At 75.1% G+C, this 14,272-nt stretch carries 18 protein-coding genes; 5 read left to right on the top strand and 13 right to left on the bottom strand.

What is annotated here, in order from left to right; all coding sequences use genetic code 11:
* The first annotated feature begins 47 nt into the window (after positions 1–47).
* Positions 48–398: a YciI family protein gene (locus tag SM577_RS29225; protein WP_302922782.1), complete on the top strand. Its 351-nt coding sequence runs from the start codon at positions 48–50 to the stop codon at positions 396–398.
* Positions 399–458: 60 nt separating this feature from the next.
* Here SM577_RS29225 and SM577_RS29220 read toward each other — a convergent pair whose 3' ends face one another.
* From SM577_RS29220 to SM577_RS29210, 3 genes are all read right to left on the bottom strand, one after another.
* A complete protein-coding gene (locus tag SM577_RS29220; protein WP_474588495.1) occupies positions 459–1,730 on the bottom strand; it encodes a cupin domain-containing protein in 1,272 nt (423 codons plus the stop codon).
* Positions 1,731–1,740: 10 nt separating this feature from the next.
* Positions 1,741–2,028 (bottom strand): hypothetical protein, encoded by a 288-nt coding sequence (locus SM577_RS29215; RefSeq protein WP_088993704.1) that lies wholly within the window; start codon positions 2,026–2,028, stop codon positions 1,741–1,743.
* Between the two features lie 125 nt (positions 2,029–2,153).
* Positions 2,154–3,581, bottom strand: coding sequence for a glycoside hydrolase family 10 protein (locus SM577_RS29210; protein WP_474588494.1), 1,428 nt, complete (start codon positions 3,579–3,581; stop codon positions 2,154–2,156).
* A 225-nt stretch (positions 3,582–3,806) separates the two neighbouring features.
* On the opposite strand from SM577_RS29210, the gene SM577_RS29205 reads away from it, so the two are divergent.
* Together SM577_RS29205 and SM577_RS29200 are read left to right on the top strand one after the other, a co-directional pair.
* Positions 3,807–4,559, top strand: a complete 753-nt coding sequence (locus SM577_RS29205; protein ID WP_474579854.1) for a PIG-L deacetylase family protein — start codon at positions 3,807–3,809, stop codon at positions 4,557–4,559.
* A gap of 7 nt (positions 4,560–4,566) precedes the next feature.
* Positions 4,567–5,361, top strand: a complete 795-nt coding sequence (locus SM577_RS29200; RefSeq protein WP_474588493.1) for a DUF72 domain-containing protein — start codon at positions 4,567–4,569, stop codon at positions 5,359–5,361.
* A gap of 54 nt (positions 5,362–5,415) precedes the next feature.
* On the opposite strand, the gene SM577_RS29195 is transcribed toward SM577_RS29200, so the two are convergent.
* From SM577_RS29195 to SM577_RS29155, 9 genes are all read right to left on the bottom strand, one after another.
* Positions 5,416–5,844 (bottom strand): DUF2267 domain-containing protein, encoded by a 429-nt coding sequence (locus SM577_RS29195; protein WP_302922787.1) that lies wholly within the window; start codon positions 5,842–5,844, stop codon positions 5,416–5,418.
* Positions 5,845–6,150: 306 nt separating this feature from the next.
* Positions 6,151–7,026 (bottom strand): DUF72 domain-containing protein, encoded by an 876-nt coding sequence (locus SM577_RS29190; protein WP_302922789.1) that lies wholly within the window; start codon positions 7,024–7,026, stop codon positions 6,151–6,153.
* A 48-nt stretch (positions 7,027–7,074) separates the two neighbouring features.
* Positions 7,075–7,473 carry a TraR/DksA family transcriptional regulator gene (locus tag SM577_RS29185; protein ID WP_302922790.1) on the bottom strand — a complete coding sequence of 133 codons (399 nt, stop codon included), beginning with the start codon at positions 7,471–7,473 and terminating at the stop codon, positions 7,075–7,077.
* Positions 7,474–7,681: 208 nt separating this feature from the next.
* Positions 7,682–8,320 carry a nucleoside/nucleotide kinase family protein gene (locus tag SM577_RS29180; RefSeq protein ID WP_302922791.1) on the bottom strand — a complete coding sequence of 213 codons (639 nt, stop codon included), beginning with the start codon at positions 8,318–8,320 and terminating at the stop codon, positions 7,682–7,684.
* A 24-nt stretch (positions 8,321–8,344) separates the two neighbouring features.
* Entirely contained in the window at positions 8,345–8,950 is a 606-nt protein-coding gene (locus SM577_RS29175; RefSeq protein WP_302922792.1) for a winged helix-turn-helix domain-containing protein, read from the bottom strand.
* A gap of 683 nt (positions 8,951–9,633) precedes the next feature.
* Complete coding sequence (locus SM577_RS29170) at positions 9,634–10,209, bottom strand: winged helix-turn-helix domain-containing protein (RefSeq protein WP_474588492.1); 576 nt, start codon at positions 10,207–10,209, stop codon at positions 9,634–9,636.
* A 51-nt stretch (positions 10,210–10,260) separates the two neighbouring features.
* Positions 10,261–10,746 (bottom strand): rhodanese-like domain-containing protein, encoded by a 486-nt coding sequence (locus SM577_RS29165; RefSeq protein WP_474579857.1) that lies wholly within the window; start codon positions 10,744–10,746, stop codon positions 10,261–10,263.
* Positions 10,747–10,802: 56 nt separating this feature from the next.
* Positions 10,803–11,258, bottom strand: a complete 456-nt coding sequence (locus SM577_RS29160) for a cysteine dioxygenase (RefSeq protein WP_474588491.1) — start codon at positions 11,256–11,258, stop codon at positions 10,803–10,805.
* A gap of 210 nt (positions 11,259–11,468) precedes the next feature.
* Entirely contained in the window at positions 11,469–11,846 is a 378-nt protein-coding gene (locus tag SM577_RS29155) for a cupin domain-containing protein (protein WP_302922796.1), read from the bottom strand.
* 62 nt (positions 11,847–11,908) lie between these two features.
* Here SM577_RS29155 and SM577_RS29150 point away from each other — a divergent pair, with 62 nt between their 5' ends.
* The gene (locus tag SM577_RS29150; RefSeq protein ID WP_302922797.1) at positions 11,909–12,319 is read left to right on the top strand and encodes an ankyrin repeat domain-containing protein; all 411 of its coding nucleotides are present in this window, start codon (positions 11,909–11,911) and stop codon (positions 12,317–12,319) included.
* 75 nt (positions 12,320–12,394) lie between these two features.
* Complete coding sequence (locus tag SM577_RS29145; protein ID WP_474588490.1) at positions 12,395–13,375, top strand: DUF3500 domain-containing protein; 981 nt, start codon at positions 12,395–12,397, stop codon at positions 13,373–13,375.
* Between the two features lie 81 nt (positions 13,376–13,456).
* On the opposite strand, the gene SM577_RS29140 is transcribed toward SM577_RS29145, so the two are convergent.
* Positions 13,457–14,215, bottom strand: a complete 759-nt coding sequence (locus SM577_RS29140; RefSeq protein WP_474588489.1) for a class I SAM-dependent methyltransferase — start codon at positions 14,213–14,215, stop codon at positions 13,457–13,459.
* Positions 14,216–14,272 lie beyond the last annotated feature (57 nt).

Raw genomic sequence — 14,272 nt, 5'->3', positions numbered from 1 at the left:
GTGGGAGGCCGGAACACGCCGGCCGACGCGACCTTGAGGAGCGTGTGATGCGCCAGTACCTGCTGAACGTGATCCAGCCCGACGGGGACGCCCCGCCGCCGCCGGAGTTCCTGGAACCGATCATGCGGGACGTCGAGGCCGTCAACCGGGAGATGCGCGAGGCCGGTGTCTGGGTCTTCGGCGCCGGGCTGGAGCTGGCGCCCGCGGCGCGGGTGGTCCGGGTGCGCGACGACGAGACGCTGCTGACCGACGGGCCGTTCGCCGAGGGCAAGGAGCACATCGGCGGGTTCACCGTGATCGCCGCACCGGATCTGGACGCGGCGCTGGGCTGGGCGGCGAAGCTGGCCCGGGCCACCACGCTGCCGATCGAGGTCCGCCCGGTCGCGGCCGCCGCCTGAGCCGGGCACCACCGGCCCCGGTCCGCCGGCGGGGCACCGCGGCGCCCCGCCGGCACCGGGTCAGGCGGGGACCAGCACCGCCTCGCGCAGCAGCCGGCGGGCCAGCACCAGCCGGTCGGCGTCGTCGTCGAGGCCGGGCAGGTCACCGACCCGGCTGACCGCGCCGGTGAGCAGGGCGCGTACCGCCGGGGCGCACTGCCCGGGCAGGGTGATGGTCCGGTCGAACAGCCGCAGCGCGACCGTGTCGCCCTGCGGGGCGAGTTGCCAGCGCAGCCCGGCGCGCGGGGCGAGCCGGCTGTCGGCGTCCAGCCCGGCGAGCGCCGCGGCCTGCGCGAGCGGGCGGATCGGCGCCGGCCGGGCGGCCGGCCAGGCCCGCTGCCGCAGCCGGGCGGCCACCGCGGCCGGGTCGGCGCGCAGCAGCCAGTCGCGCAGCGCCTCCACGGTCTCGGTTAGCTCCGGCTCGATGGCGTCCGGGTCGGCCACGTCGACGCCGAACGGCAGCGTGGCGCGCAACCGCTGGTCCTCGGCGGCGAGCGCGAGCAGCTCCTCGACCAGCGCGTAGCGGGTCAGCGCCCGGACCCCGACGGTCAGGTGCAGGGAGCTGGACTCCTGCGCCTGGGCGCTGTGCAGCCAGCCACGCGGCAGGTAGAGCGCGTCGCCGGGGGCGAGCACCACGTCCAGCGCGGCCGGCCCCTGGGCGGTGGCGGAGACCTCGTCGGCCCGGCCGCCCCAGGGCTGCTTCTCCAGCGGGTCGGGCAGCACGGGCGGGTGGATCCGCCAGTGCTTGCGGCCGTCGACCTGGAGCACGAAGACGTCGTGGGTGTCGTAGTGGGTGGCGAAGCCCTGGCTGCCGGCGGGCGTCAGGTAGGCGTTGACCTGCAACGGCTGCCCGACGGCGGCGCCCAGCTCGCGGGTGAAGTCGATCAGGGCCGGCCAGGTGCGGTGCAGGCCCTGCAGCACCAGCGTCGCCCCGCCGGCGTACAGCTCGAGCACCCGCTCGTCGAGGACCTGGTCGGTGATCTCGGCGCCGGCCCCGCCGCCGCCGGTGAACCGGGCCGCCGGCACCAGCTGGCCGTCCTTGGCGACCCGCAGGAACGGCGTACGCAGGCCGCGCCGGCTGAGCAGCTCGTCGGCGTCGGCGGGGCTGAGCAGGTCGGTGAAACCGGCCCGGTTGGGCAGCTCGTCGGCGCGGGAGAGGAGCGGGGTGTGTCCCCAGTGGGCGGCGGCGAACTTGGCCGGCTCGACCGAGACGCAGCGGGCCAGCGCGGCGGCGGCGGTCGCGGACGGAACCGCCGGGCGGCCCTGGCCGCCCGGCGGGTCGGTGTGCGTCATGGCGTACCGCTCAGGCGCTGCCGTCGGCGCCGCCGTCGTGCTGACCGGGGGTGGCCCCGCCGTCGGCCGGACCCTCGGCGCTGCCGTCGGCGCCGCCGTCGTGCTGACCCGGCGTCGCACCACCGTCGGCCGGGCCCTCGGCGCCCTGGTCGGCACCCTGGTCGGCGCCCCGCTCGGCGCCGCGGTCGGCACCACCGTCGGCGCCGCCGTCCTGCTGGCCGGGGGTCGCGCCGCCGTCAGCCGGGCCTTCCAGGCCGCCGCCGGAGGTGGTCTGCATGTCGTCGTCGTTGAGTGCCATGGGTGCTCCTCGGGTGTGCCGCCCCGCCGTGCGCCGGGGTCCGTCGTGCAGCGGGTGGTACCCCACGCTGGATCTTCTCTAACCCACCGTAGACGCCCGGCGGGGCCGGCACGGGCGGTTCGGCCTCAGCCCGTACGGCAGGCCGAACCGTTGAGGGTGAAGCCGGTCGGCGCCGGGTTGCTGCCGCCGTGGGTGCCCTGGAAGCCGAAGCTGAGCGTGCCGCCGGCCGGCACACTGCCGTTCCAGCTGGCGTTGCGCGCGCTCACCTGGGTGCCGGACTGGGTGACGGTGGCGTTCCAGGCGTTGGTGATCCGCTGCCCGGCGCCGAAGGTGAAGCCGACGGTCCAGCCGTTGATCGCGCTGGCCCCGTCGTTGCGCACCCGCACCTCGGCGGTGAAACCGGTGTTCCAGCTGTTCGGCACGTAGGTCACCGTGCAGCCCCCGTCGCCCGGCGGCGGGGTGGTCGGGGTGGGCGTGGTGGGGGTCGGCGTGACGGTGCCGCCGAGCGCCTCGACCACCGCCTGGTACGCCGGCTTCGGCGCGTAGTTCTCGTCCCAGATCAGTGCGGCGCCCTGGCCGGGGAAGACGTCCGGGATCCAGGAGTAGCGGTCGGTGATGCCCCAGGTGGTGACGCCCGCGCACCGGGTCACCGCGAGGCAGGCGCTGACCACCTTGCGGTAGTCGGCGGCCTGGGTGGCCAGGTTGGCCGCGCTCGGCGGGGTGGGCATCCGGATGTCCAGCTCGGTGATCCGGACGTCCACGCCCAGGTCGGCGAAGCGCTGCAGGTTGCTCTGCAGGTCACCGGGGACCTGGCCGACGATCAGGTGCGCCTGGAAGCCGACGCAGTCGATCGGCACGCCGCGGGCCTTGAAGTCGCGGACCAGGTTGTAGATCGCGGTGCTCTTCGCGTTCACGCCGTCGGTGCTGTAGTCGTTGATGCAGAGCTTGGCGGCCGGGTCGGCGGCGCGGGCCGCGCGGAACGCCTCCTCGATCCAGCCGTCGCCGAGGCGCTGCTGGAAGATGCTGTCCCGGCGCCCGCCCGAACCGCCGTCGGCGAACGCCTCGTTGACCACGTCCCAGGCGGCCACCTTGCCCCGGTAGTGGCCGGCCACGCCGGCGATGTGGTCGAGCATGGCCTGGCGCAGCTCGGTGGCGGACAGGCCGCTGACCCAACCGGGCAGCTGGGAGTGCCAGACCAGGGTGTGGCCGTAGAGCCGCTTGCCGCCGGCGGCGGCGTAGCTGGCCACCGCGTCACCCTGGGTGAAGGTGAACTGCCCCCGGTTGGGCTCGGTGGCGTCCCACTTCATCGCGTTCTCGGCGACCACCAGGTTGAACTCGGCGTCGGCGATCTGCCGGTAGGCGGACTCGTTGAGCCGGTTCGGGTCGATGGCGACGCCGATGTCCCGGCCCTTGGCGTCGGCCAGGGCCTTCAGGGTGGTGGCCGCGTCGGCGGGGCCGGGCCGGGCGAAGCCCAGGCCGACGGCGGCCACCGTGGCCAGAGCGAGCGCCCCGGCCAGCAGGGCTGGCCGGGTGCGTGAACGGTGCGGGTGCATGCGGTCCCTGTCCTTCGTCGGGCCGCCCGGAGGCGGCGGTGTGGCGACGTCGGTCGATGGGAGCGCTTCCACATGCTGGCATCCCGGGCGCGCTCCGTCAACCGGGCACCGGTCGCGCCGGACGGCGCGGCGCGGGCCGCGGTGGCAGGATGGGGCGGGCCGGGTCCGTTCACGGCCGCCGACGCGGTGCGGTGGCACGGCGAACCGGAGGAGCAGGAGGTGTCGATGACCGAGCCGACCGCGCTGGCCCCGCTGGAGCCGGTGACCGAGGACTGGCAGCGCGCGCTGGCGGTGGTGGCCCACCCCGACGACCTGGAGTTCGGTGGGGCGGCGGCGATCGCCCGCTGGACCGCACAGGGCAAGCACGTCGTCTACTGCCTGGTCACCAGCGGTGAGGCGGGGATCGACGGGATGCCGCCGGAACGCGCGCGGCAGGTGCGCGAGGAGGAGCAGCGGGCCTCGGCGGCACTGGTCGGAGTGGACACGGTCGAGTTCCTCGGGCTGCCCGACGGCGTCCTGGAGTACGGCGTGCCGCTGCGCCGCGCCATCGCCGAGGTGGTCCGCCGGCACCGGCCCGAGATCGTCCTCACCAACAACTTCCGGGACACCTGGGACGGCTCGTACGCGCTCAACCAGGCCGACCACATCGCCACCGGACGGGCGGTGCTGGACGCGGTCCGCGACGCCGGCAACCGGTGGATCTTCCCGGAGCAGCTCACCGACGGGGTCGAGCCGTGGAACGGGGTGCGCCAGGTCTGGGCCGCCGCCTCGCCCCGCTCGGCGCACGGGGTGGACGTCACCGACACCTTCGCGCAGGGGGTGGCCTCGCTGCGGGCGCACCACGCGTACCTGACCGGGCTTGGCGACGGCAGCTTCGACGCCGAGGAGTTCCTGGAGGGGCTGGCCCGGCCGACCGGCACCCGACTCGGCGTCCGGTACGGCGTCGCGTTCGAGGTGTTCCGCTTCGACCTCTGGTAGCCGCCGGATGATCCTGCTCGGCACCTCCGGGTGGCAGTACCGTGACTGGCGGGGCCGGTTCTACCCCACCGGGCTGCCGCAACGGCTCTGGCTGGAGCACTTCGCCGCGCGGTTCGCCACCGTGGAGGTCAACAACGCCTTCTACCGGCTGCCCGAACGGGACACCTTCGCCGCCTGGCGGGACCGCACCCCGGACGACTTCTGCGTCGCGGTGAAGATGAGCCGCTACCTGACCCACATCAAGCGGCTCCGCGAGCCGGCCGAACCGGTGGCCCGGTTCCTCGGCCGGGCCACCGCGCTCGGCGACCGCCTCGGCCCGGTGCTGCTGCAACTGCCGCCGAACCTGCCGGCCGACCTGGCCGCCCTCGACGCCACGCTGGCGCTCTTCCCCGCCGACGTACGGGTGGCGGTCGAGCCGCGCCACGGGTCGTGGTGGACCGACGCCACCCGGGCGGTGCTGGAACGGCGGCGGGCGGCACTGGTCTGGGCCGACCGGGGCGGCCGGCCGGTGACCCCGCTGTGGCGCACCACCGACTTCGGCTACCTGCGGCTGCACGAGGGGCGGGCCCGCCCCTGGCCCCACTACGGCCGGGCCGCGCTGGCCTCCTGGGTGCGCCGGCTGGCCGCCGCGTTCGACGACGGGGAGCCGGCGTACGTCTACTTCAACAACGACCCCGGCGGCGCGGCGGTGCTCGACGCGGTCGCCTTCGCCGGCCTGGCCCAGCGGGCCGACCGGCGGGTCAGCCGGGTACCGACCCGGGCGGAGGCGGCCGGGCGGGCCGAGCCGCCGGCCGAGGCCTGAGACCACGAGCGGCCCGCCCCACCCGGGTGGAGCGAGCCGTCGTCGAGGCGCCGGTCAGGGAATCATCCGGGCCATGTCCTTGGGCATGGTGTCCTTCACGTCCTGCCACTCGCCCTGGGTCACGTGCCGGCGCAGGGTGTCCAGCACCACCTGCACCACCCGCTCCGGGCCGCCCTCGACGTCGTACGGGAACCGCTGCCGGACCTCCAGCAGGAAGTCGTCCCGGTTCAGCTTGACCGGCACGTCCATCGGCTTCCAGCCGTCGAAGTAGACGCCGCGCACCACCACCGGCAACTGCGCGGCGAACTCCACGCTCTCCTGCACCGGCATCCGGTCGCGCAACAGGTGCAGCACCGTCCGCAGCGCACAGTAGGACTGGTTGCGTTGCTCCTTCGGCCAGCCGTAGGCCTGCTCGATGTCCCGCAGTATCTCGTTGGTCTTCTGCATCGAGGACTCGATTGCCGACTGGAACTGCTCAGCCATCTCTCCACCCCCGTACGTCGGTCTCCCACCGTCGGTCGTCGTCGCGGCGCGGCGGCCCGACCGGGCCGCGCGGCTGCCGGGTCGGGCTGACCCGGCCGGCCCGCGGCACGGGCCGGGAGTCGCCGGACGACCCGACGACGTGCAGCACGGCGCCGCGTCGTCGATCCGGTACCACCCGAACCGTCATCTCCAGCACCTCCGTGGTGTCGGTTCCGCGGCCGGCTCCGCGAGTCGACCGCACGCACCCCCGATGCTGCTCGCCGACCGGGTGAGCCCGCGTCACCCGACCGGGGTGAGCCGGGGCGCTCAGTCGTCGGCGTCGAGGAACCGGGCCAGGGTGGCCGCGTTGGTCTGGGCGTAGTCGCGGTAGCAGTTGTTCATCAGCACGTGGGTCTGCTCGGTGGAGTCGGCCAGCTCGCGCAGTTTCGGCGCCCAGTCCTTCAGCTCCCGGTCGGAGTAGCGGTAGCCGAACTTCTCGTGGATGTCCTTGCTGGTCCACTTGTCGCTGTGCCCGTGGAAGCGCACCACCGCCAGGTCCGCGGTGGCGGCCAGCACCGGGGGCACCGACGAGCGGTGCCCCTGCGGCATGTCCACGCAGACGTACGCCAGCCGGTGCTGGCGCAGGAAGGCGAGCGTCTCGTCGGCGTTGGCCCCGTCGAACCAGGACGCGTGCCGGAACTCGAAGACCGGCCGCAGCGGGGCGCAGCGACGCTGGACTTCGAGCAGGTACTGCTTGTTGTCCCGCTTGATGGTGAACCAGGGCGGGAACTGGAACAGCAGCGCGCCGAGCCGGCCCGCCTCGACCAGCGGGTCCAACGCGCTGAGGAACCGCGTCCACACCTCCTCGTACGCCTGCGGCGGCAGGTCGTCCGGGTAGAGGTTGCGCTTGTCGGTGTCCGGGCGCAGGTCCTTGTAGAGCGCGGACACCTTCGTCGGGTGCCCGGTGAGCAGGCTGAACGCCTTGACGTTGAAGGTGAAGCCGGCCGGGGTGCGCTCGGCCCACAGCCGCGCCGTCCGCTCGGCGGGCGGCGAGTAGTAGGTGGCGTCCACTTCGACCAGCGGGAACTGCCGGGCGTAGTAGGCCAGTCGCTTCTCCGGTGTGTCGGCGGTCTGCGGATACCAACCGGAGTCCAACAGGGTCCGGTCGGTCCAGGACGCGGTGCCCACCTTGATCTCACCCATGGGTGGAGTCCACCGCGCTCCGGACCGACCGGCAACCGCAGGACGGGATCAGGCCGCCCGCCGCTCCCGGTTCTGCTTGCACGTCACGCAGGTGGTGGCGGACGGGAAGATCTCCAGCCGCTCGACCGGGATCGGCGCGGAACAGCCCTCGCAGAAGCCGTAGGTGCCCTCCGCCAGCCGGGTCAGCGCGTGCTCGTACTGGGCCCGGCGGTCGAGGATGGTCCGCAGCAGGGACTGCGCGGTGTCCCGCTCGGCCGTCTTGGTGCCGCTGTCGGCCTGGTCGTCGCCGGCGGTGTCGCCGACCTCCACCAGCCGCAACACCTGGCTCTGCAGCACCGCCTGCTCGTACTCCGCGGACAGCTCGTCGTAGCGGGCCTGCAGGGAGCGCCGGATCTGGTCGATCTCCGCCTGGGATCGGCCCGTGTCGACCGTGTCGTGGACGAGCATCGCTGCCTGCCTTTCTGGGCCTCGTGGTTCCGCCGGGACGCCGGTGCGGTCTGCCCCGGCAACGGTCCGTTTCGCGCGGGCGATCACCCGTGCTCTGTGAGCCGGGCGATTACCCACCCGCCGAAAGGATCAAACCGCCGATTTTCGCTGTGGTTGATCATGAAGTTGTTGGCGCCCGCCACGGCGTGTCGGGACAACAACTTCATGATCACCGGGCGGAGGCGGGGGGTGGTTCCACCAGGGCGGGGTGGCGGGGGTCGTCGAATCGGATCACGATGTCGGCGAAGGTGGCCGGGGCGACCTCCTCGGCGTACCGGGCGAAGGCGGGCAGCGTCCAGCGGTGGTCCGGGTCGGTGCGCCGGGCCAGCGCCGCCGGGGAGAGCGCCAGGTGGACGGTGACGTCGAAGGGGAGCCCGCCGCCGAGCAGCAGCGCGCCGCTGACCAGCACCACCCCGCCGGGCGGCAGCTCGACGTAGCCGGCCCGGCTGGCCCGGTCGGTACGGGCGTCCCAGAGCGAGGGCAGTACCCGGCCGGAGCCGTCCGGGCCGGCCGGGTCCAGCACCTCCCGGCGCAGCCCCGCCTCGTCGACCCAGCCCTCGTAGTAGGCGTCCGGGTTGGTGCGGCCGTGCTCCAGCCGGACCGAGGCGGGGCGGAGGAAGTCGGTGGCGCGCACGTGCAGCACCGGGCGGCCCAGCGCGCGCAGCGGGTCGACCAGCGCGGCGGCCAGGTCCTCCGGGCCGGCGGCCGGTGCGCCGTCGACGGCCACCCGGAGCCGGCCCGGGGCGGCGGCGAACCGGTCGGCCAGCTCGGTGACGAGTCGTTCGGGTGAGATGGGACGGACGCGCACCCGACCCATCTTGCCCCGGCCGGGTCAGCCGCTGCGGTCGATGGTGACCCGGGCGTCGTCGGCGAGCCGGTAGCCGACCCCGTAGACAGTGGTGACCAACGGGACGTCCACGCCGACCTTGCCGCGCAGCCGGCGTACGTGCACGTCGACGGTGCGCACGCCGGCGTGCTCGTAGCCCCAGACCGCGTTGAGCAGTTGCAGCCGGGTGAACACCCGCCGGGGGTGGGCCACCAGGTGCAGCAGCAGGTCGAACTCCAGTCGGGTCAGCGGCAGCGGCTCGCCGTCGCGCAGCACCGACCGGGACGAGGCGAGGATGTGCAGGGCCGGGATGGTGGGGGCCAGCGGGCGGCCGGGCGAACGGTTGGCCGGCACCGGGTCGGGGCGGCGCTCCACGGTGGTGGCGGTGGTGATCGTGCCCTCCCCGCGTTCGAGCATCTCCCGGGCCGCCTCGAGCAGCCGGCGGGCCGGCGGGGTCAGCGACTCCTCACAGGCCAGCGGGATGTTCAGGGTCACGGTGAGCATCGGCGCCGCGGTGTTGGCGGGACGGCGCTGGCCGCCGGGGGGCCGACCGGGAACAGCGGGTTGGGACGTATGCCATCCGGCGCGCGACGAAGCGGGGCTGACCGACATGGTCCTCCTTGGCTGGTCCGGGTATCTCCCCACGGCCCGGGACGCCGCTTCATCGATGCTTCCCGGCGTCCGTGCGAGGGTCAAGGGGCGGCTGCGTTGCATGAATGTGACAATTGACGAACACATCGGAGCCGGATGCTCGCTCTGCGTACGAAGCCAGATGATTACAGCAGAGCCGCCACCTTGACCCGATACGGGGGGTGCCCGCCCGGTTCACATTCACCGCGCGTCGCCGTCGACCGTGGCAACCGAGGAGTCCTCACGTGGTCGGGGCACGCTCCCAGATGGACGGCCACCGTCCCGGACGCGGGACACGCGCGTCGCGGCCCTCCCGCGCCGCCCGGGCCAGCGGCCGACCCGGGCCGCCGGGTTCGGCGGGTCAGCGGGTCTGCGGGTAGGCCGGGTCGGCGGGTCGGCGGGTCTGCGGGTCGGCCGGGTCGGCGGGTCGGCGGGTCGGTCAGCAGCGTCGCCGGTCGGAACGGCGATCGGCAGCGGGACCCGCCGGGTGTGGCGGCGACGGCGGCCGGCCAGGCGGGAGCGGGCCGGCGAGCACGGCCGGGACGGCGAGCACGGCCGGGACGGCGAGCACGGCCGGGACGGCGACCGGCGGCACCCGCCCCGCCGGGCGCCGCCGGAGCGGCGACCGGCCAGCCCGCCGCCGGACGCGGCCGGGGTGCAGCCGGTCAGCGGGTGCGGTCGATCTCGATCCGGGCCTCGTCGGCGAGCCGGTAGCCGACGCCGTACACCGTGGTCACCACCGGCGTGCGGGCGCCCAGCTTGGCGCGGAGCCGACGCACGTGCACGTCCACCGTGCGGGCCACCGCGTGCTCGTAGCCCCAGACGCCGGCCAGCAGCTGGAGCCGGGTGAACACCCGGTGCGGCCGCTCGGCGAGGTACAGCAGCAGGTCGTACTCGATCCGGGTCAGCCGGACGACGCGGTCACCCTGCCGGACCACCCGCGAGCCGGCCAGGATGCGCACCGCGTCGGGATGCACCGGCTCCGGGTGCGCGCTCCTGACCTCGGCGACCGGCCCGCGGACCGGCGACGGGGCGTCGCCGGCGACGGGGACCAGCCGCCCCTCCCCCGACTCGGCCAGTTCGCCGAGCAGTTCCAGCAGCCGGGCGAGGCGCGGGCTGGGCGCGCCGGGGGTGAGGTCGACGGTGATGGTGAGGCTCGGCGTGGCGGCCGGGCGGTACGGCGCGGACCGGTCGAGCCGGCCGGGCGGGTAGGGGCGCGGGGATATGGCGACGACGGACATGGGTGCCTCCTACGGCGGCTGGGGCCGGCACGCCCGGGTGGGACGCGGCGGTCAGGACGGCGCGGGCCCGGCGGTGACCGGGGGCGCGAGGTGCGACGGTCGGGGCGGCGGGGTCGGGCCGAGCACCGGCAGGCCGGCGATCTGCCAGGCGGCGAAGCCACCGACCACGTCGGTGGCCCGGTACAGCCCGAGGTCCCGCAGGGCGGCGGCGGCCAGCGAGGAGGTGTAGCCCTCCTGGCAGAGGACCAGCACCCGCAGGTGGTAGCCGACCGCCTCCGGCAGCCGGGCTGGGCAGCGCGGGTCGAACCGCCACTCCAGCACGTTCCGCTCGACGGCCAGCGAGCCCGGCACGGTGCCGTACGCGGCCCGCTGGGCGGCCGGGCGGATGTCGACCAGCAGCGCGCCCGCCCGGTGGGCCAGGTGGGCCTGTTCGGGGCCGAGCCGGTCCAGCCGGGACCGGGCGGCCGCCAGGATCTCGTCGATGCCCCGGGAGCCGGGCGGCGGGACCGGACAGCCGGTCGGGTCGGTCTGCGGCATGGTGTTCTCCTCCACTGGTCGTCGGTCGTCCGGGGCGGCCGCCGGCCGGGGGCCGGTCACCACGCGACACCCGCCACGGCCACCTCGGCGACCCGGAGCCGGCCGTCGGCGAACCGGTAGCGGGTCATCCGGCGCAACGCGGGCCGGTAGACGTGGACGCTGACCGCCGGCTCGGCGCCCCGGTTGGTGACCACGTGCACGTGCCGGGGGCCGAAGCGGCGGCCGGCACCGGCGGCCAGGCGGTGCGCGTGCAGCCCGCCGCCGCTGACCGTCTCCTCGGTGAGGACTCCGGCGGCGACCAGGAACGCGCCGCTGGCGCCGCCGTGGTCGTGCAGGTCGGTGCCCTGCCCGGGCAGCCAGCTCAGCGCCCAGACCTCGTGCTCGTCGTCCTGGGCGAGCCGGGCGTACCACCGGCTGGCCGGGTCGAAGCGCAGCGGCTGCGGCCAGGCGGCCGGATCGGCGGCCCACCGGGCGGCGACGGCGAGCAGGTCGGGTGGGCGTCGAGTGGTCACGGCTGGTCCTCGCGGCTCGGCGGCAGGTCGCGTCCAGCTTAAGCGATAAACCCTATGGGTTTAGTAGGATATCCCATCTGACGGGACCACCGGCCGTGCCGGGCACCACGCCGCGCAGGACCATCACCAGGCCGCCGGGCGGCGACCGGCACCCGGCCGCCGCGGGCGTGGGCAGGTCAGGTCACTACCGGCCAAGCCACGGCGGAAGGGTCAGCGGCGGACCGGGGGCGCCACCCGGTAGCCGGGCACCGAGGGCCAGCGGACGGTCAGCACGACCGACTCCCGCTCGGCGTACCAGGAGTGGTCCACCCCGCGGCCCCACACCACGTAGTCGCCCGGCTCGCCGAGCACCACCGTCCGATCCGGCAGCTCCACCCGGAACCGTCCACTCACCAGCACCAGCAGCGCCGTACGCCGCTCCCCGGTGGCCCACCGCGAGCGCGCCTCGCCGGCCGGGTGCACGCCCCACTTCACCTCGACGTCGGTGCTGTGCCGCACCTCGCCGGGGGGCATGAAGTGGCCGAGCAGCCAACCGGCGTTGGTCGCGCCGTCGACGCCCGCGTTGCCCACGTACACCTGATCGTCCATGCCCCTCCCCCGCCGCACCGGCCGAGGAACCTACCAGGCGCCGGTCCGACTAACCTGGACCGGTGACCGAGGAACTCGACGCCGAGACGCTGGCGTTCGCGCACCGGATGTTCGACCTGGCCCGCGACGGCGCCACCGAGGAGCTGGCCGACTACGTCGACGCCGGGCTGCCGGTCAACCTGACCAACGACAAGGGCGACACGCTGCTGATCCTGGCGGCCTACCACGCCCACCCGGACACCGTCGCCGCGCTGCTCGACCGGGGCGCCGACCACTCCCGGACCAACGACCGGGGGCAGACCGCGCTGGCCGCGGCGGTCTTCCGCAGCAGTACGGAGGCGGTGCGCGCGCTGCTCGCCGCCGGCGCCGATCCGGACCACGGCAGCCCGTCGGCGGTGGAGACCGCCACCTTCTTCGACCTGCCGCCGATGCTCGCCCTGCTGCGCCCGGAGGGCGGCCCGGCCACCGGCTGAGCCTCCCGGCCACCCGACGGCGCCGGGTACGGCCGAGGTCCGGCGCGATCGGGCCGGGGCCGGTATACAAGGGCGGTGGAGGATCCCCTGCCCGAACAGATGCGCGCCGCCGGCACGGCGCTGCTCGCCGCGCTCGACGAGCCGTCCCGTGACCGCGTGACCCACCGGTTCGACGACGACGCCGCCCGGCGCTGGTTGGAGTACCGGCCGCGCCCCCGGCCCGGGGTCAGCCTCGCCGACCTCGACCCGGCCGGACGCAAGGCCGCGCACCGGCTGCTGGCCACGGCGTTGAGCCCGACCGCGTACGCGCAGGCCATGACGATCATCGCGCTGGAGGAGGTGCTGGACCGGGCCGAGGGCTGGCGCCGCGGCCGGCGCAGCGACGACTACTGGGTGGCCGTCTTCGGCGACCCGGCCCGCGACGACCGGTGGGCGTGGCGGGTCGAGGGGCACCACCTCTCGGTGAGCATGACGGTGGTGGACGACCAGGTCTCCCCCGCGCCGATCTTCTTCGGCGCCAACCCGGCGGCCGTCCGGTACGCGGGCCGCCCGGTGACCCGGCCGCTCGGCGTGGAGGAGGACCTCGCCCGGGCGCTGCTGGACGCGCTCGACCCGGCCGGGCGGGCCGCCGCGATCATCGCCGACGAGGCGCCCGCAGACATCGTCAGCGCCACCCGGCCCCGGGTGGACGCGCCGCTGGAGCCGCTCGGCGTACCGGCCGACCGGCTCGGGCCCACCTCCCGGGCCCTGCTGGACCACCTGGTCGCGCTCTACCTGGACCGGCTCCCGCCGGAGCTGGCCGTCCGGGAGGCGCGCCGGCTCGCCGGCGGGCAGCTGCACTTCGCCTGGGCCGGCCCCACCCGCCCGGGCCAGCGCCACTACTACCGGGTGCAGGGCGACGACCTGCTGATCGAGTACGACAACACCACCGACGACGGCAACCACGCGCACACCGTGCTCCGCCGCCCCACCAGCGACTTCGGCCAGGACGTCCTAGCCGACCACCACACCACCCCCCACCCCACCACCCCCCACCCCACCGACCAGCCCCGTTGATCATGAGGTTGGCGGCACCGACGGAGATCGACACCGCCGTCAACCTCATGATCAACCGGGTGGTCAGGGTGGTGGTGGTGGTCAGGGGCGGTGGGTTTGGATGAGGAAGCGGCGGGCGTGGGCGGTGAAGGGGCCGTCGGTGCGGATGCGGTGGTGGAGGCGGGCCAACTGGGGGCGGTAGCGGTCGACGGTGAAGCCGGGGACGGTCCAGACCACCTTGCGCAGGAACCAGACCACCGCGGCGATGTCGTGGAACACCGTGCGCAGAGTCGCCTCGCGCAGGTCCACCACGGTCAGCCCGGCCGCCCGCGCGGCGGCCACCGCCTGCTCCGGATGGCGCTCGGCCGGTGGCGGCAGCGGCCCGAGGATCGCCTCGCTGAGCTCGCGGACCGTGCCGGGGCCGATCTGCTGGGACAGGAACGTCCCGCCCGGACGCAGCACCCGCGCCGTCTCGGCCCAGTCGGTGCGTACCGGGTGCCGGCTGACCACCAGGTCGAAGGCGGCGTCCCGGAACGGCAACGGGGCGTCCGGGGTGACCGCGACGACGGTGGCGCCGACCCGGCGCAGCACCCGGCGGGCCACGAGCACGTTCGGCGGCCACCCCTCGGTGGCCACCAGCAACCGGGGTGGCTGCGGCACCTCGGCCAGCACCTCGCCGCCGCCGGTGTCCACGTCCAGCGCCGCGTCCGCCGTCGCCATCCGGGCCGCGACCAGGCGGGCGTACCCCCAGGGCGGGCGTTCCTCGGTGGCCCGGCCGGCCAGCCAGTCGAAGGCCCAGCCCTCGACCGGGGCGGCCGCCCCCTCGGCGAGCAGTTCCTCGAAGCTCGGGTCGGTGGTCATCCGGCCAGCCTGTCCGGCCGGGCCCGGCCGGGCAACGCAATTGCCGCCACCGGCCGG

Source organism: Micromonospora desertarenae (genome assembly GCF_056150265.1).
This window is presented reverse-complemented; position numbering and strand designations above follow the sequence as displayed.

What these genes read in the sequence shown, in the direction of transcription:
- SM577_RS29225 (WP_302922782.1), top strand. Translation starts at nt 48, where the DNA reads ATGCGCCAGTACCTGCTGAACGTGATCCAGCCCGACGGGGACGCCCCG.
- SM577_RS29220 (WP_474588495.1), bottom strand. Translation starts at nt 1,730, where the DNA reads ATGACGCACACCGACCCGCCGGGCGGCCAGGGCCGCCCGGCGGTTCCG.
- SM577_RS29215 (WP_088993704.1), bottom strand. Translation starts at nt 2,028, where the DNA reads ATGGCACTCAACGACGACGACATGCAGACCACCTCCGGCGGCGGCCTG.
- SM577_RS29210 (WP_474588494.1), bottom strand. Translation starts at nt 3,581, where the DNA reads ATGCACCCGCACCGTTCACGCACCCGGCCAGCCCTGCTGGCCGGGGCG.
- SM577_RS29205 (WP_474579854.1), top strand. Translation starts at nt 3,807, where the DNA reads ATGACCGAGCCGACCGCGCTGGCCCCGCTGGAGCCGGTGACCGAGGAC.
- SM577_RS29200 (WP_474588493.1), top strand. Translation starts at nt 4,567, where the DNA reads ATGATCCTGCTCGGCACCTCCGGGTGGCAGTACCGTGACTGGCGGGGC.
- SM577_RS29195 (WP_302922787.1), bottom strand. Translation starts at nt 5,844, where the DNA reads ATGGCTGAGCAGTTCCAGTCGGCAATCGAGTCCTCGATGCAGAAGACC.
- SM577_RS29190 (WP_302922789.1), bottom strand. Translation starts at nt 7,026, where the DNA reads ATGGGTGAGATCAAGGTGGGCACCGCGTCCTGGACCGACCGGACCCTG.
- SM577_RS29185 (WP_302922790.1), bottom strand. Translation starts at nt 7,473, where the DNA reads ATGCTCGTCCACGACACGGTCGACACGGGCCGATCCCAGGCGGAGATC.
- SM577_RS29175 (WP_302922792.1), bottom strand. Translation starts at nt 8,950, where the DNA reads ATGTCGGTCAGCCCCGCTTCGTCGCGCGCCGGATGGCATACGTCCCAA.
- SM577_RS29170 (WP_474588492.1), bottom strand. Translation starts at nt 10,209, where the DNA reads ATGTCCGTCGTCGCCATATCCCCGCGCCCCTACCCGCCCGGCCGGCTC.
- SM577_RS29165 (WP_474579857.1), bottom strand. Translation starts at nt 10,746, where the DNA reads ATGCCGCAGACCGACCCGACCGGCTGTCCGGTCCCGCCGCCCGGCTCC.
- SM577_RS29155 (WP_302922796.1), bottom strand. Translation starts at nt 11,846, where the DNA reads ATGGACGATCAGGTGTACGTGGGCAACGCGGGCGTCGACGGCGCGACC.
- SM577_RS29140 (WP_474588489.1), bottom strand. Translation starts at nt 14,215, where the DNA reads ATGACCACCGACCCGAGCTTCGAGGAACTGCTCGCCGAGGGGGCGGCC.